The following is a 21,967-nucleotide window of genomic DNA, read 5'->3' on the forward strand; positions in this document are numbered from 1 at the left end:
GGGATTGCACTTTCGCACAATCGTGCTAATATTCCCAGCATGGACGCCAAAACCCAGAAAAGTGAAATGACCCGCGCCGCCATCATTGGCGCGGGCATAGACCTGGCCGCGGCGGACGGCCTGGAGGCCATCACCTTGCAGGCGGTGGCCGACCGCATCGGGCTTTCCAAGAGCGGCGTGTTCTCGCGCATAGGCTCGCGCGAGGCCTTGCAGAAAGCCGTCATTGAAGAGTTCGGCCGGCGTTTTATCGCCGACGTGTTTGTGCCCGCCATGCAGCAGCCCAAGGGCCTGCCGCGCCTGGAGGCGATTGTGCAGCGCTGGATCGTGCGCACGCGCGACGTCGAGGCCAAGTCGGGCTGCATTTATACGGCGGGCGCCTTCGAGCTGGACGACCGCGAGGGCGAACTGCGCGATGCGCTGTTCAGCGAGATCACCCGTTGGCGCGCCGCCTTGCGGCGCACCGTGCTGCAGGCGGTGGAAGCCGGCCACTTGAAGGCCGACACCGATGCGGAGCAACTGGTCATGGAAATCAGCAGCATCGCCATGGGGCTGCTGCACGATGCCCGTTTTTTGCGCGACTCCCGCGCGGCTGAACGGGCTCAGGCATCCTGGGAGCGCCTGATAAAGAGCTACCAGACCGAGGCAGTCACCAACAAATAAGAGACAAAAGAAGGCGAAAGGGGCGGCAATGCCTTTTTCAGTGTTTGGGTAACTTTTAATTTCGCACGACTGTGCGGAGAAATGAGGAAATCATGTTGATCCTGATCATTGCCCTAGGCGTATTTTTTGGCGCTCGCGCCGTCACGGCCGCCCTGGCCTCGCTGCGCAGCCTGCCGCGCAGCAACGAAGACTGGGTCTGGTACTGAAACCGCGGAGCACGACGCCATGACACGCACCTCCCTGCAGGCCACCACGGCCTTTTACAACGCCAGCCCCCTGACGCGCATCTTCCGCTGGGGCCTGGGCGCTTCGCAGCAGCTGTGGCCGGCGCTGGCCGTGCGCGCGGCCTACCGGCTGTTCGGCACGCCGCTGCCGCCCAAATGGATCAGCCGGCGACGCGGCTGGAGCCCCGACTGGCACATCGAGCAATGGCCCTTCGAGGACGCCAGCCTCACGCTGTACTCACGCCCCGTCGCGCCGCACGGCCCGGTGGTGCTGCTGGTGCACGGCTGGGGCGGCCATGCCGGGCAGATGCTGGCGCTGGCCGATCGGCTCAGCGCGCAGGGCCTGCGGCCCGTGATTGTCGAGATGCCGGCGCACGGCCGCAGCAGCGGCTCGGTCAGCAACCTGCCGCAGTTCGCGCGCGTGCTGGAGTACGTGACGGCGCGGCTGCTGCAACAGGGCCACACCTTGCGCGCGGTAGTGGCGCATTCGCTGTCAGCCAATGCCGTTGCCTATGCGGCCAGCCGCGGGCTGGCGGCCGGCCGCCTGGTGCTGCTGGCGCCACCGGCCTCGCCGCTCGAATACACGCGGCTGTTCGCCCACGTGTTCGGCCTGCGCGAGGCGACGCGCGCGGCCATGCAGCGGCGCATCGAGGCGCGCGAAGGCATCCTGATGCCGCAGTTCGAGCCTGCTGCGGTCGGCCCGCGCATCAGCCTGCCCACGCTGGTGGTGCATGACCGCCACGACAGCATCAACCGCTTCGCCGACGGCGTGGCCTACAGCGAGGCGATTGCCGGCGCGCGACTGCTGGCCACCGAAGGCCTGGGCCACCGCAAGATCCTCAAGGACGAGGAAGTGCTGCGCGAAGTGGCCGCCTTCCTGGCCTGAGCGGCACCTGAGCCGCGCCTGCGCGACGCACCCGCCCTTGTGCGGCGCGTACATTCCCCCTAGCATTGCCTCACTTTTTATACAGAGGAGACATGATGGGAATGCTGGACTGGACGGAAAAAAGCAGCGCGGTACTGCAGCAAGGCGGGGTCATAGGCCCCGATGAACGCCTGCCCTGGCCGCAAACCGCGGTCATGGGCGTGCAACACGTGATCGCCATGTTTGGCGCCACGGTGCTGGCGCCCATCCTGATGGGCTTCGATCCCAACATCGCCATCCTGATGAGCGGCATAGGCACGCTGATCTTTTTCCTCGTGACCGGCGGCAAGGTGCCCAGCTACCTGGGCTCCAGTTTTGCCTTTATCGGCGTGGTGATCGCCGCCACGGCCTATGCCGGCAAGGGGCCCAACGCCAACCTGGGCGTGGCACTGGGCGGCATCATCGCCTGCGGCGCGCTTTATACGCTGATCGGCGTGGTGGTGCAGGCCATAGGCACGGGCTGGATAGAGCGCTTCATGCCGCCGGTGGTCACGGGCGCGGTGGTGGCGGTGATAGGCCTGAACCTGGCCGGCATCCCGGTCAAGAACATGGCGGCCGGCAATTTTGATGCGTGGATGCAGCTGGTGACTTTTGTCAGCGTGGCCCTGGTGGCGGTGATGACGCGCGGCATGGTGCAGCGCCTGCTGATCCTGGTCGGGCTGATCGTGGCCAGCGTGATTTATGCGGTGCTCACCAACGGCCTGGGCCTGGGCAAGCCCATAGACATTTCGGGCATCGCCGGCGCGGCCTGGATAGGCCTGCCGGGCTTCACCACGCCGGTGTTCAACGCCGGCGCCATGCTGCTGATCGCACCGGTGGCCATCATCCTGGTGGCCGAGAACCTGGGCCACATCAAGGCAGTGACAGCCATGACCGGCAAGAACCTGGACATCTACATGGGCCGGGCCTTTATCGGCGACGGCGTGGCCACCATGGTCTCGGGCGTCGCGGGCGGCACGGGCGTGACGACTTACGCGGAGAACATCGGCGTGATGGCCGCGACCAAGATCTACTCGACGGCCGTTTTTGTGGTGGCGGCACTGATCGCCGTGCTGCTGGGCTTCAGCCCCAAGTTCGGCGCGCTGATCCAGGCCATCCCGCTGCCGGTGATGGGCGGCGTGAGCATCGTGGTGTTCGGCCTGATCGCCGTGGCAGGCGCCAAGATCTGGGTGGACAACAAGGTCGACTTCTCGGACAACAAGAACCTGATCGTCGCGGCCATCACGCTGGTGCTGGGCACGGGCGACTTCACGCTGCGTTTCGGCCAGTTCGCGCTGGGCGGCATAGGCACGGCCACCTTCGGCGCCATCCTGCTGTACGCGCTGCTCAACCGCAAACACTGAGTCGGCCCCCACAAAAAAGCCCCGGCGGGTGATGCACCCGCCGGGGCTTTTGACTTGCGGCCTGGCCGTTTAACCGATAAAGCGGCCGCCGGCGCCCAGCACGCCGAGCTCCACAAACTTCGAGCCCGCGAAAGGCGGCGCGGCGTAGTCGACGCTGAAACCGCCGAGGTCGAATTTCTGCAGGCCGGCCAGCGCGTTGCGCAGCTTGGCGCGCGTCAGCTCGCGGCCGGCGCGCTCCAGCCCCTCGGCCATGACCAGCGTGTTGATGTAGCTCTCAAAGCTGACGGGCGAGAACTCCTGCTGGCCGATGGCGCGCATGGCGGCCTGGTAGTCGCGCACCACCTGCAGCTTGGCGCGGTACGGGTCGGGAAACACCATGGTCAGCGCCAGGCCGGAACCGGCCGCGCCCAATGCCTTGATGCCGTCGCCCGACAGCGTGACGCTCAGGCCCGCGATCGGCAGCATGGGCGAGGCCTTCTTCAGCGCGCTGATCAGGCCGACGGACACCGAGCCCGCGGTGCCCAGCAGCACGGCGCCGGGTTTGCCCGCGACGACCTGGTTCACGACCTCGGTGAGGTTTTTGCCGTCCACGGCGAGCGCCGCCTGCGTCGCGGCCTTGACGCCCTGCGCCTGCAGCGCGCGGCCGACGTCGACCAGCACTTCCTTGCCGTAGTCGTTGTCCAGGTAGACGACGGCCAGGTCCTTGATGCCCATGCTCACGATACGCTGCACCAGGCGCTGGGTTTCGTCGGTATAGCTGGCGCGAACATGGAACACGTTGCGCATGCCGGGCTTGCGCAGCGAGGAAGCGCCCGAACGCGGGCCGACGTAAGGCAGGTTGGACTCTTCAATCAGCGGCACGATGGCCGTGTTGTTGGGCGTGCCGACGCAGGACATCAGCGCAAAAATGCTGCCGTCGCCGATCATCTTCTTGACGTTGTCGGCGCTGCGCTGCGGCACGTAGGCATCGTCCATCATCTGGAACTGCAGCACCCGGCCGTTCACGCCGCCCTTGGCGTTGATCTGGCCCATGGCGGCGTCCACGCCTTGTTTGAGTTCTGCGCCGACACCGGCCAGCGGGCCGCTGGTCGCACCCGTGCAGCCTATGGTGACGGCCTTGGCGGTCAGGCCGTCCTGGGCATAGGCATTGCGGATAAAAGCAGGGGCGGCGGCAAGGGCAGCCATTTGAGGGGCAAGCGAAAGGAAGCGGCGGCGAAACATCGCGAAGAATCTCCAAGGGGGCGGCCGTGAAGCCGGAAGAACAAGGCCGTGCGGCCTTGGGGGTGAACAACTGGCCACCGCCCGGCGCAAAAGCGCGGGCCGGCAGCGTGAGCACCGGAGTGTAATGGATTCTAGGTAATAACCCTGATAAACCGTTCAACAACGGGGGCGATCAGGGACAGGCCGCGTGGGCCGCCGCCTTACTTATTTGGCCTGAGCTTGCCCTGTCGCCTTGGCCAGGGCGGCCTTGGTGGCCCTGAGTTCGCGCTCCAGGTCGGCGCGCTCGTCGATTTGCTGCTCCAGCACCTCGTTGACCTGGGCCAGGTCTTCGGCGGACTCCTGGATGCGGGTTTCCAGGGCATCGGTTTTTTCCAACGCCTGGGCGACATCGCCGCTTTGCACTTCGGGCGGGATTTCCTGTTTGAGCACCGTGTTGATCACCAGCAGTTCGGCGGCCGACTGTTCCACGGTGTCTTTCACGGACTCGTTCTGGTCAAGCGCGCGTTCCAGTGGCGTGGGTACGGCGGAGAGCGGCTGAGGCATGTCAGGGTCCTAGATGAGGGGAGGCAGGACCGTTGCCGTGGCAAACCTGTGCAAAAGCGAGGGCTTACAAACGGCACGCGGAATCCGCGGACGATTCTACGCTTGCGGCCCGCGGGGAGCCCGCCAAAGGCCTGGCGCGCGCCGGGGTCTCCCATCCCGCACAAAGCTCATCGGCTTGTGGCGGGCCTGGCCGTGCGCGCGGACGGCGGCGCGGAGGCGGGCGTCGCCGGCCCGGGGCTGAAAATTCTTCCCAGCGTAGCCCCTATGCGCGCGCCTATGGCCGTGCCCACGCCCGGCAGCACGGCCGTGCCGACCACGGCGCCCGCGATGGCGCCGTTGGGCACGGAGAATTTGACGTTGTCGAGCGGGCCGCTGACGCTGAGCGGGACGCCGACGATGCCGTCCACCAGGTCGACGGCGAACTCGGCCTCGATCTGCCGGTTGGCGACCTTGGCCTGGCCCGAGGCGCTCAGCGAGCCCGAGGTCGCCTTGAGATCTGTATAGGTGACCACCATGCCCTGCGGTGTGTTCTGCGTCTCGAGCTGGCCGGTGATGGAGTCCAGCGGCGTCTGGCCGGCGTGCTCCCTGCCGGCGCTGCGCACGGCCTTGTCCAGGTCAAAGCGCAACAGGGTGGACTTGCCGATGCTGAAGGGCGTGCGCGTGTGCAGCGAGCGCGCGAGCTCGCCCACCGTGTCGCCGTTGGCCGAGAGCGTGGTCTCGCCCGAGGCCTTGCCCGCGATGACGGAGCGGCGGTTGAAGGCCGCCATCATGGTCTCGACTTCCACGCCCTGCGGCTGCAATGTGCCCTCCAGGTGCATGCGGCCATTGGCACGAAAGTCCAGCCGGACTTCGCCGTTGGCCGTACCCCCGCCCACATGGATGCGCGCGGCCCAGCGATCCTCCTGGCCCTGGCGCGCCAGGCTCAGGTCGGTGGCGGGCTTGAAGCCGGGCCGGCGCAGCTCGGCCTTGCGCGGGCGCCAGCCGGGATCAAAATCAACTTCGCCCTCATAGACCACCGCGATGCCGCGCCGCGAAATCCAGGTCAGGTCGCGAAACACAAACCGCGCGAGCGGCAGTTCTTCGGCCGCCGTCTCGTCCTTCTCGCGCCCGCTGCCCAGGCCGTGCAGCGAGAGCTGGGGCACCACGGCGCCTTCCAGTTCGGCCCGGTCTATCTTGATGCGGCGCTGCGCCAGCGCGAACACGTCGGGATAGGCGGTGAGCTTTTTGATCAGTATGGGCTGGGGCTGCTCGGTCGCGACATCTTCGATGACCACGGCGGGCGAAGGCAGCAGCCGCCAGTGCAGCGCGCCCACGCGCACCTTGGTGCCCAGCCGGGCCTCCAGTTCGACAGAGGCGCGGCGCGCCAGCTCTTCGTCGGACGGCAGCCAGCGCAGCAACGCAAGCCAGGCGGCGCCCAGCACAAGCACGGCAATGCCCAGACCCAGCAGCCACTTGTTCGCGCGTGTCATCAAATCATGTCCCTCATGCAGGCCAGCTTAGGCCTTGGCGCCGCTGTTGCCGAGGCGACAAGTGGCCCACCTGCTGTAGGCCGCAGGCTTATAGTCCTGATAGCCGAGAAAGCCCCATCACCATGCCCATCTGGAAACAGCCCATCTCCGTCGCACTGCTCACCGCCGCCAACGCCGACAGCGCGGTGACGCACCTGGGCATAGAGTTCCTGGAGGTCGGCGACGACTTCATACGCGCGCGGGTGCCGGTGGACCGCCGCACGGTGCAACCCTATGGCCTGCTGCACGGCGGCGTGTCGGTGGTGCTGGCCGAAACCCTGGGTTCCTGCGGCGCGGCCTTCGCCGCGCCCGCGGGCCATCGCGCCGTGGGGCTGGACATCAATGCCAACCACCTCAAGGGCACGACCAGCGGCTGGGTCACGGGCACCACGCGCCCGGTGCACATAGGCCGCAGCACGCAGGTCTGGCAGATAGACCTGCACAACGACGCGGGCGAGCTGACCTGCGTCTCGCGCATCACCATGGCAATGCTGCAGCCGGGCTAAGGCGGCCGACTTACAAATAGCAACCAATTGCCCGCGCCGGGCAACCGCCCCGGCGCTTGCCGTTGGCAGCCCTTCATGGCCGGCGGACGGGCAGGCGCCTGCGGCTTTCGCGACAGCTTGCTCACCCACGCGGAGTGAGGCGGCAAGCCGCTTCCAGCCATGCCCCGCCGCATTCACCCAGACCGGCGCCAGCATCGGCACCATATTTTTTTCGTCTGGAAAAGCCGTTTTTATCGTATTTGATCTTATGAGTATTCGTCCCTATCGTTCGGCGACATAAGGCTCAAAGGTAACAAATGGACACGAAAACACTTCAAAGATGCGCGGCGGCGCTGCTGGCGGCCGCCCTGTGCGGCGCGGGACAGGCGCAGATCCTGATCGGCCAGACCGCCGGGTTCACCGGCCCCGTGGCCGCGGGCGTGAAGGAGACAACCGACGGGGCGCGCCTGTGGCTGGACGCGGTGAACGCCAAGGGCGGTATCGCGGGCCAGCAACTGGAGCTGGTGTCCATGGACGACAAGTTCGATCCCAAGCTCGCCGCCGAGAACGCGCAAAAGCTGGCCGAGCGCGGCGCCGTCGCGCTGTTCCTCACGCGCGGCACGCCGCCCACCGAAGCCGTGCTGCCCGTGCTGCAGGCCAACCGCCTGCCGCTGGTGGGGCCCTCCACCGGCGCGATGGTGTTGCACCAGCCGGTGCAGCGCTATGTCTTCAATGTGCGCGCAACCTACCAGCGCGAAGCCCAGAAAGCCATTGAGCACCTGAATACGCTGGGAATCACGCGCATCGCCCTGGTCCATGCGGACGACTCCTTCGGCCGTGACGGCCTGGAGGGGGCCAACAAGGGCTTTGCCCAGGCCAAGCTGAAACCCACGCACGTGCTGAAAGCCGACCGCAGCAAGCCCGACTACAGCCAGCTCGTGCCGCCCATCCTCGCCAGCGATGCGCAGGCCGTGCTGTGGATTGGCTCGGCCAACGCCGTGGCCGAGGGGGTGAAGGCCTTTCGCGCCGCCAAGTCGTCGGTGCGTGTGGTCACCCTGTCCAACAACGCATCGCAGGGCTTCGTCAAGGCGCTGGGGGAGTATTCGCGCGGCGTCATCGTCACGCAGGTCTACCCGTCCGAGCGCTCTTACGCCTACACCATGGTGCAGGAAGCCACCGAGCTCGCCAAGGCCAAAAAAATCATGCTGTCGCCCGCCATCCTCGAAGGTTATGCCGCCGCCAAGGTGCTGGTGGAAGGCCTGCGGCGCGCCGGCAAGAACCCCACGCGCGAGACGCTGCAAGCGGCGCTGGAAGGCATGAAGCGTTACGACCTGGGCGGGCTGGAGGTAAGTTTCGGCCCCGACGACCACACGGGCCTGGACTTCGCCGACCTCTCCATCGTGGACCTTGAAGGCCGCTTCGTGCGCTGATGGCGGGCCTTCTGTTTTGACGACCTCCGCCGCACCGGATCCATCCACAAGGAGAACCCGCCATGGCCTGGAAAAAGTCGCTGCACAGCTGGCTGCACGAAAGCGTCGCCGCGGCAGGCAAACCGCAGCACCTGGAGGCGCTGCGGCTCCAGCTCCACGAAGCGCTGCTGCGCTGCGAAGGGCCCATGTGCGAACGCATGCACTGGCGCATAGACGCCGCGTGCACCGCGCAGCACCTGTGGCTGTTGCGGGGGGAAATATTCCAGCTTGTCTCGCGCCAGTTCTGCCAGGAAGAGGCCGCGCGGCGCGTCAACGCGCTGCTGCCCGCCTTCTCCGGCCGGTTGCCGGAGCGCATGCTGACCCGGGTCCAGGGCTCTTAGGATGTTTTGGTGATTTAGAACGAACTAATCAGTAGTTCCTCAAATAAGGGCGCCTGCCCACAATCCGGTGTTTGACCTCTTCAACACCGCGCGCCCCGCGCCTTCGCCACCATGAATTTCCAGCAGCTGCGTTCCATGCGCGAGGCCGTGCGATGCAATTTCAACCTGACCGATGTGGCCAATGCCCTGCACACCTCGCAACCCGGGGTCAGCCGGCAGATCCGCGAACTCGAGGAAGAGCTGGGCATTGAACTCTTTGTGCGTGCCGGCAAGCGCCTGACGGGGCTGACCGAGCCGGGCGCCCATGTGCTGCCCATCATCGAACGCCTGCTGCTGGAGAGCAGCAACCTGAAAAAAGCCGGCCAGGAATTCATGGCCCAGCAAAGCGGCCTGCTGTCGATTGCCGCCACGCACTCCCAGGCGCGCTATGCGCTGCCGCATGCGGTGCAGGAGTTCCGCAGCCAGTTCCCCAATGTGAAACTGCACCTGCACCAGGGCTCGCCCAAGCAGGTGGCCGACATGCTGGTGTCGGGCGAGGTCGACGTGGGCATCGCCACCGAGGCGCTCAACGACTACCCCGAACTCGTCGCCCTGCCCTGCTACCGCTGGACACATTCGGTCATCGTGCCGCCCGGGCACCCGCTGCTGGACGGCCCGCTCACGCTGGAAAGCCTGGCGCGCTTTGCGCTGATCACCTACGACACCGGCTTCACCGGCCGCTCGCACATCGACGGCGCTTTCACCCAGCGCGGCCTGGCGCCCAACATCGTGCTGACGGCCATGGACGCCGACGTGATCAAGACCTATGTGGAGCTGGGCATGGGCGTGGGCATCGTTGCGTCCATCGCCTACGAGGCCGAGCGCGACACCGCGCTGCGCGCGCTGGACGCGGGCGCGCTGTTCGGCATCAACCTCACCAAACTCGCGGTGCGCCGCGGCAGTTACCTGCGCGGTTACGTCTATGCCTTTATCGAGTCCTTCGCGCCCACGCTGACACGCGCCGTGGTCGAGAAAACCTTGAGCGACGAGCCGGGCGCCGCGAGCTACGACATCTAGCGCCGCTCGTCTGTTCGGGCTGAGCATCGAAGCCTCTTCCCCTGTTCAGTGCCTGACAGGCGGCATCCCAAGGATGCGGCACGCGGGCGTCAACAGCCGCGCTATTCGCTTGCCGCGCGCGCCATGCGTTCGCTCTTCCAGTACACATCGTCGCCGCCATTCATGCGGTTGAGCACGCGCGACAGCACAAACAGCAGGTCGCTCAGGCGGTTGAGGTACTGGCGCGGCGCATCCTTCAAGGGCTCGGCCGCGCCCAGCGCCACCACGGCGCGCTCGGCGCGGCGCGCCACGGTGCGGCACACATGGGCCAGCGCAGCGGCGCGCGAGCCGGCCGGCAGGATGAACTCGGCCAGGCGCGGCAGCTTCGCGTTGTGCTCGGCCAGCGCCTCGTCGAGCAGCGCCACGGCCTCGGGCTTGAGCAATTCAAAGCCCGGGATGGACAGCTCGCCGCCGAGGTTGAAGAGCTGGTGCTGCACCTCCACCAGCAGCTCGCGCACGCCGGGCGGCAGCTCTTCGCACAGCAGCACGCCGATGTGCGAGTTCAGCTCGTCGACGTCGCCCATGGCATGGACGCGCAGGCTGTCCTTGGACACGCGCGTGTTGTCGCCCAGGCCGGTGGTGCCGTTGTCGCCGGTGCGGGTTGCGATCTGTGAGAGTCTGTTGGCCATGGTGCGAAGGCGCGGTGAAGCGCGATGAGGAAAAGTCAATGAAGCAAAGGGACTAATAAGAGACCCAAGCGGCAAGCGTTACGCGGGGCAAAAAAATGTGTCGTCCTAGGACATCATGTCAGTGAGGCAACACCCTGAAAAACTGCTGGCCGCAAGGCGCCGGCTGGGTTGCAATGGCGGCTTGTTCACTCTTTGAAAGACTCCTCGCATGACCCTACACACGACGGCAACCTCCCCCGTAAAACATTCAAAACATTCTATTCCCGGCTTTGAGTTGCGCAGCGTGCTGCTGGTGGCCGCATTGGCCGCGGGCGCTGCCGGCGCCGCGCGGGCCCAGACCGCCCCGCCTTCGCCGGCCAGCCCCGGCAGCCCGCCCGCCCAGATGGCGCCCTCCGCCACCCCGGGCGCCGTGCCGCAAAACCGCACCACCCCCAAGGACGTCGAGGCGGCTTTCAACCGCGCCGACGCCAACAAGGACGGCAAGCTGGACCGCCAGGAGGCCGAGCACCTGCCGGCCGTGGCCCAGCGTTTTGAGCAGATCGACACCAACCACGACTCCTTTATCTCGCTGGCCGAACTCACCAAGGCCGCCACGGGCTCGGGCTCCTGATCCCTCGCGGGGTGACCATCGCCCCGCTTTCATGCCACTCTCCCGCGGCCACGGCCGCGGGGTCTTCGGGCCGCCCTGGCGGAAATGGCGAAATGGCGGAAAGGGCGCACACGTCGTAAACTGTGCCACCGATCCGGAGACAACCATGAACGCCCCCCTTCCCCAGCACCTGCTTCCCGAAATCCACCAGCGCGAGACACCGGCGGCGCTGATTGACGCGCTCAAGGCCCGCTTCGCCGAGCGCTGCTCCACCGCCCTGGTGGTACGCGAGCAGCACGGCCGTGATGAATCCTCTTTTGCCGCGCCGCCGCCCTCGGCCGTGGTGTTCGCCGAAAGCACGCAGGACGTGGCCGATGCGGTCAAGCTGGCCGGCCAGTACAACGTGCCCGTGATCCCCTTTGGTGTGGGCACCTCGCTGGAAGGCCATTTGCTGGCCGTGCAGGGCGGCATCAGCATCGACGTGAGCCGCATGAACAAAGTCTTGTCCATCAACGCCGAAGACCTGACCGTCACCGTGCAGCCGGGCGTGACGCGCAAGCAGCTCAATGAAGAAGTCAAAAGCACCGGCCTCTTCTTTCCGATAGACCCGGGCGCCGACGCGACCCTGGGCGGCATGAGCGCCACGCGCGCCAGCGGCACGAACGCCGTGCGCTACGGCACCATGCGCGAGAACGTGCTGGCGCTGGAAGTCGTGACCGCCGACGGCAGCGTCATACGCACCGGCACGCGCGCCAAAAAATCATCGGCTGGCTACGACCTGACCCGCCTTATGGTGGGCAGCGAAGGCACGCTGGGCGTGATCACCGAAGTCACCGTGAGGCTTTACCCGCTGCCCGAGGCCATCTCGGCCGCGGTGTGCTCTTTCCCGAGCATAGAGGCGGCCGTGCGCACCACGATTGAAGTGATACAGCTGGGCGTGCCGATCGCGCGCGTGGAGCTGATAGACCACAACACCGTGCGCATGGTGAACACGCATTCCAAGCTCACGCTGCGCGAGGAGCCCATGCTGCTGATGGAGTTCCACGGCTCTCCCAATAGCGTGAAGGAGCAGGCCGAGCTGGTGCAGGAACTCGCCAGCGGCCACGGCGGCAATGCCTTTGAATGGGCCAGCACGCCGGAAGAGCGCACGCGCCTCTGGACGGCGCGGCACAACGCCTATTTCGCGGCCATCCAGTCGCGGCCCGGCTGCCGCGCGATTTCCACCGACACCTGCGTGCCGATCTCGCGCCTGGCCGACTGCCTGCTCGAGTCGGTGGCCGAGGTCGACGCCAGCGGCATCCCCTACTTCCTGGTCGGCCACGTCGGCGACGGCAACTTCCACTTCGGCTACCTGATTGACCCGACCATCCCCAAGGAACGCGAAGTGGCCGAGGCGCTGAACCACAAGCTGGTGGCGCGCGCGCTGGCGCTGGAAGGCACTTGCACCGGCGAGCACGGCGTGGGCCTGCACAAGATGGACTTCCTGGTGACCGAGACCGGCGACGGCGCGGTCGACATGATGCGCACCATCAAGCGCGCGCTGGACCCGAAGAACATCATGAACCCGGGCAAGATTTTTTCACTGTCCTGAAGCCGCATCGCCTCAGCCCCCGGCCAGAGTGCCGGGATCGCCGAGCGTGAAGAAAAACGTGGCGCCCCGGCCGGGCTCCGAATGCGCCCACACCCTCCCCCGGTGCCGCGCCACCACGGCGTGGACAATCGCCAGGCCGGTGCCCAGGCCGGGGAATTCGTCCGCCGCGTGCAGCCGCTGGAAGGGCATGAACAGCTTGTCGGCGTAGGCCATGTCAAAGCCCACGCCGTTGTCCCGGATCCACCACATAGGCACGCCGGATTCGTCCTGGCCGCAGCCGACCTCTATCTCCGAAACGTCACGGGTGGCGCTGAACTTCCAGGCATTGCCCACCACATGCCAGACCACCACCGCCAGCAGGCTGCGGTCGGCGTGCGCGGGCCGCGTGGGCCCGGCAAACAGCCTCAGCCGCCGGCCCGGCTCCTGCTCGCGCAGCTGGGCCACCATGGCCTTCACCAGCCCGCTGACATCCACCGTCTGTATCCACAGGCTTCGGCTGGAGACACGTTCCAGTTCCAGCAAGGCGTCGGCGCAGGCGTCCACCTGCCGGGTGGCGCGCAGGATGCGCTGCATGAGCTTGCGGCCTTGCGCGTCCTTGGTTTCAAGCAGCCGGCGATCCAGCAGTTCGCCGAAGCTGCCCAGGGAGATCAGGGGCTGCCGGAGGTCATGGGCCAGCAGGCTCATGAAGGTGTTCAGGCGCTCGTTGGTTGCGTTGAGTTCGGCGGCGCGTTCGTGCACACGCTGCTCCAGGTGCTTGTTGAGCGCGAAGATCTCCGCGCGCGCCAGGATGTTGCGGCTCATCTCGCGCCGGACCGATGCCATCAGCACGACAAACACCGCCACCGCCAGGCCTATGGTGACGAGAAGCGACACCAGCATGGTGGTGCGGCCCTTTTCCAGGGGGCCGGCCTGCTCGCGCCGCAGCGACTGTTGTGCGGTTTCAAGCTCCCTCTCCAGCCGCGAGAGTTCCGCGAACAGCACCACGCTGGCGAAGGAGTCACCGGCATCGCCGTAGCCGGCCGGCAGCGGCGCGCCCGGTGAGGCCGACAGCGCCTCGGCCGTCACACGCTGCGCGCGCGCCAGCGAGGCTTTGAGCGCCGCGACACGCTGCTGCTGGCCGGCCGCCATCTGGTCCGCGTGCCCGGTGAAGTCCACCACCGAGCGATAGGTGTAGCTGGCCGACGCCACCAGGACCACCAGCGTGCCGGCCATGGCGAGCACCACCTTGATCTCCAGCGGGGAGAGTTCGGTTTCCATGCTGCTGAGCGAGGTGTCGCGCGCATGCGCGGCGGCCACGGCAAGCCCCAGGGCGGTGAAGGCCAGCGCGGTGTTGACCGCCACGGGCGGCAGCCAGACGTCCGTGACCAGCTCGCTGGCATGCCAGAGGTAGCCCAGCAGGCTGACCGCGCCTATGCTGGCAACCTGGCCGCCGCACACATAAGCCAGCCAGCCCGCGTGCCGGCAGCGCACAAAGCCCAGCCCCATGCCCAGCCCCATGCCCAGCATGAAAAACGTCCAGGCGCTGAAGGGCGACATGCGGCCGGGGGTCAGGTTGTAGGCGATGGCCCCGTCGCGAAACAGCAGCTCATCAATCCCCAGGTCCGCCGCGAAGAGGTACTCAAACAGCGTGGCCGCGCCTATGGCGCTGACGGCGGCGGCCAGGGCGTAGCCCCAGTAGCGCATTCTTTTTTCATGGCGGCGCAAACCCACAAGCAGGGCCGCGGCGGACAGGCACAGGCCGACGGCCGTGTTGGGTTTCATCTGGACGGCGCCCGGTATCAGGCTTTTCAGGATGTCCAGCTGCAGCACCCAGCCCAGCAGCGCCACGATACCCATGGCCATGGCCAGGCCCGCGGCAACCAGGACGGTATGCCTTCTGATGTGGCTCAGATTAAAGGTGCGCATGGCGGACCCCATTGCTTCTTCGCCGGCGCGGCCAGCTCCGGAGGGAGGTCTGAAGACCTGGCCGCACCCTTGAGCCCAAAGATTAGCACTTTATTACTCAGACAAATAGAGCAATTAACACTATTTGGGTATGTCTTTGGCGCCGAAGCGGAAAAGAAAAAGCCCCCTGGAAGGGGGCTGCGGCACAGCGTAAAAAGGCCTAGCCCGAGCCGGCCGGGCGGGCTATTTGTTGCCGCGCAGGCGCTCGATCAGCCCGTTGAGTTCGTCCATGGAGGCGAACTGTATCGCCACCTCGCCCATGTCCTCGCGCTTGCCGTTGCGCTTGACCTGTTTCTTGACGCGCACTTCCACGTCGGCCATCAGCAGGTCGGCCAGTTCTTCTTCCACGCGGCGGGTGTCGCGCGATTTTTCCTTGGCGGCTTTTTGCGGCTTGAGCGAGAACTCCGCGCTCAGTTTCTTGACCAGGCTTTCGGCCTCGCGCACCGACATTTTTTTGGCCGAGATCTGGTTGGCCGCGGTGATCTGCGCGGCGCGATCCAGGCCCAGCAGCGCACGCGCATGGCCCATGTCCAGGTCGCCGGCCATCAGCATGGTCTGCACCGGGTCGGCCAGGTTGAGCAAACGCAGCAGGTTGGAGGCGGCGCTGCGCGAGCGGCCCACGGCCTGCGCGGCGAGCTCATGCGTGAGGCCGAACTCCTTGACCAGGCGTTGCAGGCCGTGCGCTTCTTCCAGCGGGTTGAGGTCTTCGCGCTGGATGTTTTCGATCAGCGACATGGCGGCGGCCGACTCGTCGGGCACATCGCGCACCAGCACCGGCACGCTGTCCAGGCCGGCCAGTCTGGCCGCGCGGAAGCGCCGTTCGCCGGCGATGATTTCGTACTTGCCGTCGTTGGCGCCGGACGTCAGGCGCCGCACAAGGATGGGCTGCATGATGCCCTGCACCTTGATGGATTCGGCCAGCTCATAGAGCGCGCCCTCGTCCATGCGCGTGCGCGGCTGGTACTGGCCGGCGACCATGTCTTCCAGCCGCAGCGAGGCCGGCAGGCCCGGGCTGTTGGCGCTGATGCTGGCGTTCTCGGCGTCGCTGGCGCTCTCGCTGACCTTGGGGCCCAGCAATGCTTCGAGCCCGCGGCCCAGGCCTTTGGGTTTTTTGGTGACCATGGTTTCTATTCCTTCAATCCGTCAATGTTTATTTATGTATGGCGCAGTGTTATTGGGGCGTGAGGCTGCCGCCCAGGGACTGCAGCACGCCGCGCCACAGGGCGTCGCGCTCTTCGTAAGGTTGTGCATCCTGCTTGCCGCTGGCCTGCTCCCAGGCCGATGTCATCACCAGCACAATGCCGGTGGAGGGCTGCACATAGACCGTCTGGCCGTGGATGCCCTGCATGGCGAAGGTGCGCGCCCTCAGGGGCATGAGCCAGAACTGGTAGCCGTAGCCGAAATAGGGCGTGGCCGTGCGCGGCTTGAAAGCCTGCGGCTGGCGCGTCGCGTCGGTGGCGTCCAGCAAATACTCCAGCGGCAGGACCTGCAGCGCGCCAGGCTTGCCGGTGGCTTTGTCGATGGCGCGGCCGTCATTGGCCAGCAGCTGGCCCAGGCGCGCCCAGTCGCGCAGGCTGGCGTTGAAGCCGCCATTGGCTATCTCTTGCCCATCGACGCCGATGCGCCAGAAGGCGTCGTGCTCGGCGCCCATGGGTTTCCAGATCCACTCAGTGGTGAGCTCGGACATGTTCTTGCCGGCGGCGCCGGCCAACGCGCGGCCCAGCACGTCGGTCTCGGAACTGGCGTAGACAAATTTTTCGCCGGGTGGCGAGTGGCGGTCGGTGATGGACTTCAGCACATCCACCGGTTTGCCCGCACCGGGCGCCCCGGCGGCCGCGCGCGCGAGACGCGCGATGTCGTCCTTGCCGTCGTAACGCTCGGTAAAAGTGAGGCCCGAGCTCATGCGCAACAGCTGGCGCAGGGTGGTCGCGCCATAGGGGCTGCCGGCGAGTTCTTTGACGTATTTCTCGGCCGGGTCGTCGAGCGAGGCGATCAGCCCCAGCGAAAGTGCCTTGCCGACCAGCATCGAGGTGACGCTCTTGGCCATGGAAAAGGACAGGAAGCGCGCGTCGTCCTTGCGGCCGTAACGGTAGTGCTCGGCGACGATCTCGCCATTCTTCAGTATCAGCAGGCCGGTGGCGCGCTGGCGGTCCAGGTAGTCGGCCAACGTGTAGTGGGTGTTCTTGTAGCGGTAGCTGATGGACGCGGGGCTGGCCGCGCGCGGCAAGGGGCTGGGCTCAGCCGGGCGCGCCACCGCGCGGACCTGCACACCGGGCACCTTGTCCATGGCCGACCAGGCGCCGATGCGGTAAGGGTTGCTGTACCAGGTGCTGGCGTTGCCCAGCGGGTAGCCCTGCGATTTGCCAAGCAGCTCTTCATCAGGCTCGGCATGCAACGCGGTGCAGGCGAGCGAGGCGGCCAGGGCGGCCACGGCCAGTGCGGTGGACGCCAGGTGAGAACGAGAGCGGGCGAATAAGCGGGGCAAGGGCATGGGTTCTCTTGTCATGAATGTGTGCCTGGGAGAGAAGCGGGCAAGGCTTGAAGGCGTTGCAATTTTTCAAAGGCCTCGGGCCAGTCGCCCAGGCGGCTGTCGGCATTGAGGTGGCCGCGCGGCCCGGCTTCAACAAGCTCGGCGCCCCAGGCCGCGGCGAACCGGCGGGCGCGCTCGGGCGCGCAAAACGGGTCGTCGCTGCTGCAGAACACCACGGCGGGAAAAGGCAGCTTGCCCAGCGGCACCGGCGCCCAGCCCGGCAGCATCTGGCACACGTCCTCGCGCTCCACATCGGGCGGCGCGACCAGCAGCGCGGCCTTGACGCGGTGGGTGTTGCGCGAGTGCGAGGCCCAGGCGGCGGTGAGCATGCAGCCCAGGCTGTGCGCAACCAGCACGGCCGGCTCGTCGCGGGAAAGCAGCACCTCTTCGAGCCGCGCGCTCCAGTCGCCGCGCAGCGGCCGCATCCAGTCGTGCTGCTCGACCCGGGTATAACCGTGCGCATTCTCCCAGCGGCTTTGCCAGTGGCCGGGGCCGCTGTTTTGCCAGCCGGGGAGTATCAGGACGTTGCGGGGGTTCATCGCTTGGTGGATCAGCTTGCTATAAATTCAGTAGCAACAGGAGCCCTGTTTATATGGCTCTCTGGCGCGCCCGATTTACATTGCCTTGATGCGGTCGACCATCTCTTCGGCGAAGGTGATGAAAGCCTGCGCGCCCCTGGAGGACGGGTCGAACACCACGCCCGGCAGGCCGTAGCTGGGCGCTTCGGCCAGGCGCACATTGCGCGGGATCACGGTGTTGAACACCTTGTCGGCGAAGTGTTCCTTGAGCTGGTCGCTGACCTGCTGCTGCAGGGTGATGCGCGGGTCGAACATCACGCGCAGCAGGCCGATGATCTGCAAATCCTTGTTGAGGTTGGCGTGCACCTGCTTGATGGTGTTGACCAGGTCGGTCAGGCCTTCGAGCGCGAAGTACTCGCACTGCATGGGCACGATCACGCCGTGCGCGCAGCACAGGCCGTTGAGCGTCAGCATGCTGAGCGAAGGCGGGCAATCGATGAGCACGAAGTCGTACTGGCTGTCGACTTCGGCCAGCGCGAGCTTGAGGCGTTTTTCGCGGCGCTCGACATCGACCAGCTCAACCTCGGCGCCGGCCAGTTCGCGGTTGGCGCCCAGCACGTCATAGCCGCATTTTTCGCTGCGCACCCGCGCCTCGGCCACCGAGGCGGATTCGAGCAGCACGTCGTAGACCGTCATCTCGAGCTGGCGCTTGTCCACGCCCGAACCCATGGTGGCATTGCCCTGCGGGTCCAGGTCGATCATCAACACCCGCTGGCCGACTTTCGCCAGCCCCGCCGCCAGATTCACCGTGGTGGTGGTCTTGCCCACCCCGCCCTTTTGGTTGGCAACGCAGAATATTTTGGCCATGTGTGTTTTTAGTTTTTGTTCGGAAGACGACGCGAAATGCGATGGCGGCTTATTTGGAGACCGCGAGCTTGAGGCCGAAGCCGATCAGGAAAATACCGGCCAGCTTGTTCAGGACCGCCGTGATTTTCGGGTTGGCGCGTATGCGCTCGGCCAGGTGGTAGGTGATCATCACCGAGCACAGGCCGTACAGAAAGGTCAGCCCGGCAATCGTGGCCGCCATCACGGCAAAGGTCTTCAGGCCCTGGTGCTGGGCCGGGTCCACGAACAGCGGGAAGAAAGCCATGTAAAACACGATGGCCTTGGGGTTCAGCAAGGTAATCATCATGGCCTGCTGAAAGTAATGGCGCGGCTTGATGTTGAGCAAGGGCGCGTCGCCGGGTTTGGCCACCAGCATCTTGATGCCCAGCCAGGCCAGGTAAATCGCCCCGGCCCACTGGACGATGTGGAAAGCCGTGGGGTAAGCCGCCATGATGGCCGACACGCCGGCCACCGCTGCCCAGAGCAAGACCTGGTCGCCGGCGATCACGCCAAGGGTGGCGCCCAGGCCGCCGGCAATGCCGCCCTTGCTGGTCGAGGTGATCAGCGCAAGGTTGCCCGGGCCGGGAATCAGCAAAAACACAATGATGGCGACGACAAAAGCACCGTAGTCGGCAATGCCGACGAATGAGCCCAACATGGAGGTTCTCCAGAAAGTAGAGAAAGGAAAGAGGAACCGAGTTTACAGGGTATAGCCCCCACGCTTGTCGCTTCGCGTACTGCGCTGCCCCCCAAGGGGGCCGCTGCGCCTGCGGCCCGGCAAAGCCGGTTCCGCGGCCCCGGCTGGCCGACCCTTTTTTAAGGCTGTGAACTGGCCTTGACCCGCATCCAGACAATGCAGCGCTCGGCATCCAGCCCGGGAACCTGCAGCTGTTCCACGTGAAACACCTCGGCGCCGGCCGGCAAGGCCGCGATTTCCTCGGCCGGGTGTTTGCCTTTGAGCGCCATCCAGACACCTTGGGGCGCCAGGGCGCCGACCGACCAATTGCTGAAATCCGCCAGCGAGGCAAAGGCCCGGGAGCAGATCACCTCAAACGGCGTGGCGATGGTTTCGACCCGGGCGTGCAATCCCGAGAGATTGGGCAGCTTGAGCGCCAGCGCCGCCTGCTTGATAAAGGCGGCTTTTTTGGCGACCGTGTCCACACAGGTGACGGCCACTTCCGGGCAGCAGATCGCAATCACCACCCCAGGCAGGCCGGCGCCGGATCCCACGTCCAGCAATCTGGCGCCCTGCCCCAGCCCGACTTTTTGCAGGTGGCGGCGCAGCGGCAGCACCGCAGCCAGGCTGTCCAGCAGGTGGTGGGTCAGCATTTCCGCCGGGTCGCGCAGCGCCGTCAGGTTGTAGACCTTGGTCCATTTGCCTATCAGGTCCTGGTAATCCAGCAACTGGCCGACCTGGGCGTCGCCCAGCTCCAGTTGCAGCGCCTTCAGGCCGGCGCGCAAATCCTGTTCACCGGCCCGCATCAGGCTTTGGCTTTTTCATTGACGGCGCCAGCAGCCTGGAGCGGAACCGTGTTCCTCCACAGGTTCTTTTTCAGGTGCACCAGCAGCAGGGACACGGTGGCCGGCGTGATGCCCGAGATGCGCGAGGCCATTCCCAGGGTTTCGGGCCTGTGCTTGGCCAGGGTCTGGCGCGCCTCAAAACTCAGGGCCGAAACCTGCAGGTAGTCCAGGTTGGCCGGCAGTTTGAGGTTTTCATAATGGGCGGCACGCTCGACCTCGGTCTTTTGCAGGTCTATGTAGCCGGCGTACTTGGCGGTGATTTCGATCTGCTCGATCACGCTTTTGGCCAGGTCGTCGCTGGCCGCGGCTTCGGCCGCCAGCTCGGGGTTGGCGTACTTGCCCTCCTCCAGCGACATCAGCCCGGCATAGTTCACATCGGGGCGGCGCAGCAGGTCCAGCAGGTTGTACTCGCGCTCAATTGACTTGCCCAGCACGCGCTCGGCTTCGGCCGCCGGCAGGTTGTTGGGGTTGACCCAGATCCCGCGGAGCCGGGTTGTTTCACGTGAAACCGTGTCGCGCTTGCGATTGAAAGCGTCCCAGCGGGCGTCGTCGACCAGGCCCAGTTCGCGGCCTTTTTCGGTGAGGCGCATGTCGGCGTTGTCCTCGCGCAGCATCAGACGGAACTCGGCCCGGCTGGTGAACATGCGGTAAGGCTCGGTCACGCCCTTGGTGATCAGGTCGTCGACCAGCACGCCCAGGTAGGCTTCGTCGCGCTTGGGCAACCAGGCTTCTTTACCCTGGCACTGCAGCGCGGCATTGATGCCGGCGAACAGACCCTGGGCTGCCGCCTCCTCATAACCGGTGGTCCCGTTGATCTGGCCGGCAAAGAACAGGCCGCCGATCGCCCGGGTTTCAAAGCTGGACTTGAGCGCCCGCGGGTCGAAGTAGTCGTACTCGATGGCATAGCCGGGCCGCAGGATATGGGCGTTTTCCATGCCGGCCATGGACCGCACCAGCTCGTACTGGATGTCAAAAGGCAGGCTGGTCGAGATGCCGTTGGGGTAGATTTCGTGGGTCGTCAGGCCTTCGGGTTCCAGGAAAATCTGGTGGCTGTCCTTGTCGGCGAAGCGGTTGATCTTGTCTTCCACGCTGGGGCAGTAGCGCGGGCCGACGCCGTCTATCTTGCCGGTGAACATGGGGCTGCGGTCAAAACCGGAGCGGATGATCTCGTGGGTGCGCTCGTTGGTATGGGTGATCCAGCACGGCACCTGGCGCGGATGGGCGATGTGGCCGCCCATAAAACTGAACACCGGCACCGGCCCTTCGATGCCGCCGGGCATACCGTCCCCGGGCTGCTCTATGCATTTGCTGAAGTCAATCGTGCGGCCGTCTATGCGCGGGGGCGTGCCGGTCTTGAGCCGGCCCTGCGGCAGCTTGAGCTCCTTGAGCCGGCTGGACAGCGAGACCGCCGGCGGGTCGCCCGCCCGGCCCGCCGAGTAATTGTTCAGGCCCACATGGATCTTGCCGTCCAGGAAAGTCCCGGCCGTCAGCACCACGGTGCGCGAGCGGAACTTGATGCCCACCTGGGTGACGGCGCCGACCACCCGGTCGCCCTCCACCATCAGGTCGTCGACCGCCTGCTGGAACAGCCAGAGATTGGGCTGGTTCTCCAGCCTGCGGCGTATCGCCGCCTTGTACAGAATGCGGTCGGCCTGGGCCCGGGTGGCGCGCACGGCCGGGCCCTTGGAGCTGTTCAGGATGCGGAACTGGATGCCGCCTTCGTCGGTGGCCAGCGCCATCGCACCGCCCAGGGCGTCCACTTCCTTGACCAGGTGGCCCTTGCCAATGCCGCCTATCGAGGGGTTGCAGCTCATCTGGCCCAGCGTCTCGATGTTGTGCGACAGCAGCAAAGTCTTGCAGCCCATGCGGGCCGAAGCCAGGGCGGCCTCGGTGCCGGCATGGCCGCCGCCGACCACGATCACGTCAAATTCTTGGGGGTAAAACAT

At 66.1% G+C, this 21,967-nt stretch carries 21 protein-coding genes; 9 read left to right on the forward strand and 12 right to left on the reverse strand.

Going from position 1 to position 21,967, the window contains the following annotated elements:
- Nucleotides 1-39: 39 nt before the first annotated feature.
- The 3 genes from AC1DUN_RS10965 to AC1DUN_RS10975 all read left to right on the forward strand — a co-directional run bounded on the left by AC1DUN_RS10965 (nt 40) and on the right by AC1DUN_RS10975 (nt 3,152).
- Complete coding sequence (locus AC1DUN_RS10965) at nt 40-660, forward strand: TetR/AcrR family transcriptional regulator (protein ID WP_477713964.1); 621 nt, start codon at nt 40-42, stop codon at nt 658-660.
- A gap of 225 nt (nt 661-885) precedes the next feature.
- The gene (locus AC1DUN_RS10970) at nt 886-1,770 is read left to right on the forward strand and encodes an alpha/beta hydrolase (RefSeq protein ID WP_477713965.1); all 885 of its coding nucleotides are present in this window, start codon (nt 886-888) and stop codon (nt 1,768-1,770) included.
- Between the two features lie 95 nt (nt 1,771-1,865).
- Nucleotides 1,866-3,152 (forward strand): solute carrier family 23 protein, encoded by a 1,287-nt coding sequence (locus tag AC1DUN_RS10975; protein WP_477714096.1) that lies wholly within the window; start codon nt 1,866-1,868, stop codon nt 3,150-3,152.
- A 69-nt stretch (nt 3,153-3,221) separates the two neighbouring features.
- Here AC1DUN_RS10975 and AC1DUN_RS10980 read toward each other — a convergent pair whose 3' ends face one another.
- From AC1DUN_RS10980 to AC1DUN_RS10990, 3 genes are all read right to left on the reverse strand, one after another.
- The gene (locus tag AC1DUN_RS10980; protein ID WP_477713966.1) at nt 3,222-4,373 is read right to left on the reverse strand and encodes an ABC transporter substrate-binding protein; all 1,152 of its coding nucleotides are present in this window, start codon (nt 4,371-4,373) and stop codon (nt 3,222-3,224) included.
- A 204-nt stretch (nt 4,374-4,577) separates the two neighbouring features.
- Nucleotides 4,578-4,916 carry a hypothetical protein gene (locus AC1DUN_RS10985; RefSeq protein ID WP_477713967.1) on the reverse strand — a complete coding sequence of 113 codons (339 nt, stop codon included), beginning with the start codon at nt 4,914-4,916 and terminating at the stop codon, nt 4,578-4,580.
- Nucleotides 4,917-5,083: 167 nt separating this feature from the next.
- Entirely contained in the window at nt 5,084-6,385 is a 1,302-nt protein-coding gene (locus AC1DUN_RS10990) for a hypothetical protein (protein WP_477713968.1), read from the reverse strand.
- A 122-nt stretch (nt 6,386-6,507) separates the two neighbouring features.
- Between AC1DUN_RS10990 and AC1DUN_RS10995 the strand changes: the two genes are divergently transcribed.
- The 4 genes from AC1DUN_RS10995 (at nt 6,508) to AC1DUN_RS11010 (ending at nt 9,775) form a co-directional block, all read left to right on the forward strand.
- Nucleotides 6,508-6,930: a hotdog fold thioesterase gene (locus AC1DUN_RS10995; protein ID WP_007873686.1), complete on the forward strand. Its 423-nt coding sequence runs from the start codon at nt 6,508-6,510 to the stop codon at nt 6,928-6,930.
- 296 nt (nt 6,931-7,226) lie between these two features.
- Nucleotides 7,227-8,339, forward strand: a complete 1,113-nt coding sequence (locus tag AC1DUN_RS11000; protein WP_477713969.1) for an ABC transporter substrate-binding protein — start codon at nt 7,227-7,229, stop codon at nt 8,337-8,339.
- A gap of 62 nt (nt 8,340-8,401) precedes the next feature.
- The gene (locus AC1DUN_RS11005) at nt 8,402-8,719 is read left to right on the forward strand and encodes a hypothetical protein (protein WP_477713970.1); all 318 of its coding nucleotides are present in this window, start codon (nt 8,402-8,404) and stop codon (nt 8,717-8,719) included.
- Between the two features lie 111 nt (nt 8,720-8,830).
- The gene (locus AC1DUN_RS11010) at nt 8,831-9,775 is read left to right on the forward strand and encodes a CysB family HTH-type transcriptional regulator (protein WP_413330062.1); all 945 of its coding nucleotides are present in this window, start codon (nt 8,831-8,833) and stop codon (nt 9,773-9,775) included.
- A 101-nt stretch (nt 9,776-9,876) separates the two neighbouring features.
- On the opposite strand, the gene AC1DUN_RS11015 is transcribed toward AC1DUN_RS11010, so the two are convergent.
- Complete coding sequence (locus AC1DUN_RS11015) at nt 9,877-10,443, reverse strand: cob(I)yrinic acid a,c-diamide adenosyltransferase (RefSeq protein WP_477662634.1); 567 nt, start codon at nt 10,441-10,443, stop codon at nt 9,877-9,879.
- Between the two features lie 208 nt (nt 10,444-10,651).
- On the opposite strand from AC1DUN_RS11015, the gene AC1DUN_RS11020 reads away from it, so the two are divergent.
- Together AC1DUN_RS11020 and AC1DUN_RS11025 are read left to right on the forward strand one after the other, a co-directional pair.
- Nucleotides 10,652-11,053, forward strand: a complete 402-nt coding sequence (locus tag AC1DUN_RS11020) for an EF-hand domain-containing protein (RefSeq protein WP_477713971.1) — start codon at nt 10,652-10,654, stop codon at nt 11,051-11,053.
- A gap of 145 nt (nt 11,054-11,198) precedes the next feature.
- Complete coding sequence (locus AC1DUN_RS11025; protein WP_477713972.1) at nt 11,199-12,623, forward strand: FAD-binding oxidoreductase; 1,425 nt, start codon at nt 11,199-11,201, stop codon at nt 12,621-12,623.
- Nucleotides 12,624-12,635: 12 nt separating this feature from the next.
- Here the strand turns inward: AC1DUN_RS11025 and AC1DUN_RS11030 are convergent, their stop codons facing one another.
- From AC1DUN_RS11030 to mnmG, 8 genes are all read right to left on the reverse strand, one after another.
- Nucleotides 12,636-14,528, reverse strand: a complete 1,893-nt coding sequence (locus AC1DUN_RS11030; protein WP_477713973.1) for a sensor histidine kinase — start codon at nt 14,526-14,528, stop codon at nt 12,636-12,638.
- A gap of 222 nt (nt 14,529-14,750) precedes the next feature.
- Nucleotides 14,751-15,689: a ParB/RepB/Spo0J family partition protein gene (locus AC1DUN_RS11035; protein ID WP_477713974.1), complete on the reverse strand. Its 939-nt coding sequence runs from the start codon at nt 15,687-15,689 to the stop codon at nt 14,751-14,753.
- Nucleotides 15,690-15,738: 49 nt separating this feature from the next.
- The gene (locus AC1DUN_RS11040; RefSeq protein ID WP_477713975.1) at nt 15,739-17,058 is read right to left on the reverse strand and encodes a serine hydrolase domain-containing protein; all 1,320 of its coding nucleotides are present in this window, start codon (nt 17,056-17,058) and stop codon (nt 15,739-15,741) included.
- 11 nt (nt 17,059-17,069) lie between these two features.
- Nucleotides 17,070-17,636, reverse strand: a complete 567-nt coding sequence (locus AC1DUN_RS11045; RefSeq protein WP_477713976.1) for an RBBP9/YdeN family alpha/beta hydrolase — start codon at nt 17,634-17,636, stop codon at nt 17,070-17,072.
- Nucleotides 17,637-17,711: 75 nt separating this feature from the next.
- Entirely contained in the window at nt 17,712-18,482 is a 771-nt protein-coding gene (locus tag AC1DUN_RS11050) for a ParA family protein (protein ID WP_477713977.1), read from the reverse strand.
- A gap of 49 nt (nt 18,483-18,531) precedes the next feature.
- Nucleotides 18,532-19,158 carry a LysE family transporter gene (locus tag AC1DUN_RS11055; protein WP_477713978.1) on the reverse strand — a complete coding sequence of 209 codons (627 nt, stop codon included), beginning with the start codon at nt 19,156-19,158 and terminating at the stop codon, nt 18,532-18,534.
- Nucleotides 19,159-19,316: 158 nt separating this feature from the next.
- The gene (gene rsmG, locus AC1DUN_RS11060; RefSeq protein ID WP_477713979.1) at nt 19,317-19,982 is read right to left on the reverse strand and encodes a 16S rRNA (guanine(527)-N(7))-methyltransferase RsmG; all 666 of its coding nucleotides are present in this window, start codon (nt 19,980-19,982) and stop codon (nt 19,317-19,319) included.
- Nucleotides 19,982-21,967: a tRNA uridine-5-carboxymethylaminomethyl(34) synthesis enzyme MnmG gene (gene mnmG / locus AC1DUN_RS11065; RefSeq protein WP_477713980.1), complete on the reverse strand. Its 1,986-nt coding sequence runs from the start codon at nt 21,965-21,967 to the stop codon at nt 19,982-19,984. The genes rsmG and mnmG overlap by 1 nt, the downstream gene beginning before the upstream one ends.

The sequence above is a fragment of the Polaromonas sp. P4_F6 genome (assembly GCF_056401275.1).

Excerpts from the sequence above, each read along its gene's own strand:
- AC1DUN_RS10965 (WP_477713964.1), top strand. The coding sequence starts at position 40 with ATGGACGCCAAAACCCAGAAAAGTGAAATGACCCGCGCCGCCATCATT.
- AC1DUN_RS10970 (WP_477713965.1), top strand. The coding sequence starts at position 886 with ATGACACGCACCTCCCTGCAGGCCACCACGGCCTTTTACAACGCCAGC.
- AC1DUN_RS10975 (WP_477714096.1), top strand. The coding sequence starts at position 1,866 with ATGGGAATGCTGGACTGGACGGAAAAAAGCAGCGCGGTACTGCAGCAA.
- AC1DUN_RS10980 (WP_477713966.1), bottom strand. The coding sequence starts at position 4,373 with ATGTTTCGCCGCCGCTTCCTTTCGCTTGCCCCTCAAATGGCTGCCCTT.
- AC1DUN_RS10985 (WP_477713967.1), bottom strand. The coding sequence starts at position 4,916 with ATGCCTCAGCCGCTCTCCGCCGTACCCACGCCACTGGAACGCGCGCTT.
- AC1DUN_RS10990 (WP_477713968.1), bottom strand. The coding sequence starts at position 6,385 with ATGACACGCGCGAACAAGTGGCTGCTGGGTCTGGGCATTGCCGTGCTT.
- AC1DUN_RS10995 (WP_007873686.1), top strand. The coding sequence starts at position 6,508 with ATGCCCATCTGGAAACAGCCCATCTCCGTCGCACTGCTCACCGCCGCC.
- AC1DUN_RS11000 (WP_477713969.1), top strand. The coding sequence starts at position 7,227 with ATGGACACGAAAACACTTCAAAGATGCGCGGCGGCGCTGCTGGCGGCC.
- AC1DUN_RS11005 (WP_477713970.1), top strand. The coding sequence starts at position 8,402 with ATGGCCTGGAAAAAGTCGCTGCACAGCTGGCTGCACGAAAGCGTCGCC.
- AC1DUN_RS11010 (WP_413330062.1), top strand. The coding sequence starts at position 8,831 with ATGAATTTCCAGCAGCTGCGTTCCATGCGCGAGGCCGTGCGATGCAAT.
- AC1DUN_RS11015 (WP_477662634.1), bottom strand. The coding sequence starts at position 10,443 with ATGGCCAACAGACTCTCACAGATCGCAACCCGCACCGGCGACAACGGC.
- AC1DUN_RS11020 (WP_477713971.1), top strand. The coding sequence starts at position 10,652 with ATGACCCTACACACGACGGCAACCTCCCCCGTAAAACATTCAAAACAT.
- AC1DUN_RS11025 (WP_477713972.1), top strand. The coding sequence starts at position 11,199 with ATGAACGCCCCCCTTCCCCAGCACCTGCTTCCCGAAATCCACCAGCGC.
- AC1DUN_RS11030 (WP_477713973.1), bottom strand. The coding sequence starts at position 14,528 with ATGCGCACCTTTAATCTGAGCCACATCAGAAGGCATACCGTCCTGGTT.
- AC1DUN_RS11035 (WP_477713974.1), bottom strand. The coding sequence starts at position 15,689 with ATGGTCACCAAAAAACCCAAAGGCCTGGGCCGCGGGCTCGAAGCATTG.
- AC1DUN_RS11040 (WP_477713975.1), bottom strand. The coding sequence starts at position 17,058 with ATGCCCTTGCCCCGCTTATTCGCCCGCTCTCGTTCTCACCTGGCGTCC.
- AC1DUN_RS11045 (WP_477713976.1), bottom strand. The coding sequence starts at position 17,636 with ATGAACCCCCGCAACGTCCTGATACTCCCCGGCTGGCAAAACAGCGGC.
- AC1DUN_RS11050 (WP_477713977.1), bottom strand. The coding sequence starts at position 18,482 with ATGGCCAAAATATTCTGCGTTGCCAACCAAAAGGGCGGGGTGGGCAAG.
- AC1DUN_RS11055 (WP_477713978.1), bottom strand. The coding sequence starts at position 19,158 with ATGTTGGGCTCATTCGTCGGCATTGCCGACTACGGTGCTTTTGTCGTC.
- rsmG (WP_477713979.1), bottom strand. The coding sequence starts at position 19,982 with ATGCGGGCCGGTGAACAGGATTTGCGCGCCGGCCTGAAGGCGCTGCAA.
- mnmG (WP_477713980.1), bottom strand. The coding sequence starts at position 21,967 with ATGTTTTACCCCCAAGAATTTGACGTGATCGTGGTCGGCGGCGGCCAT.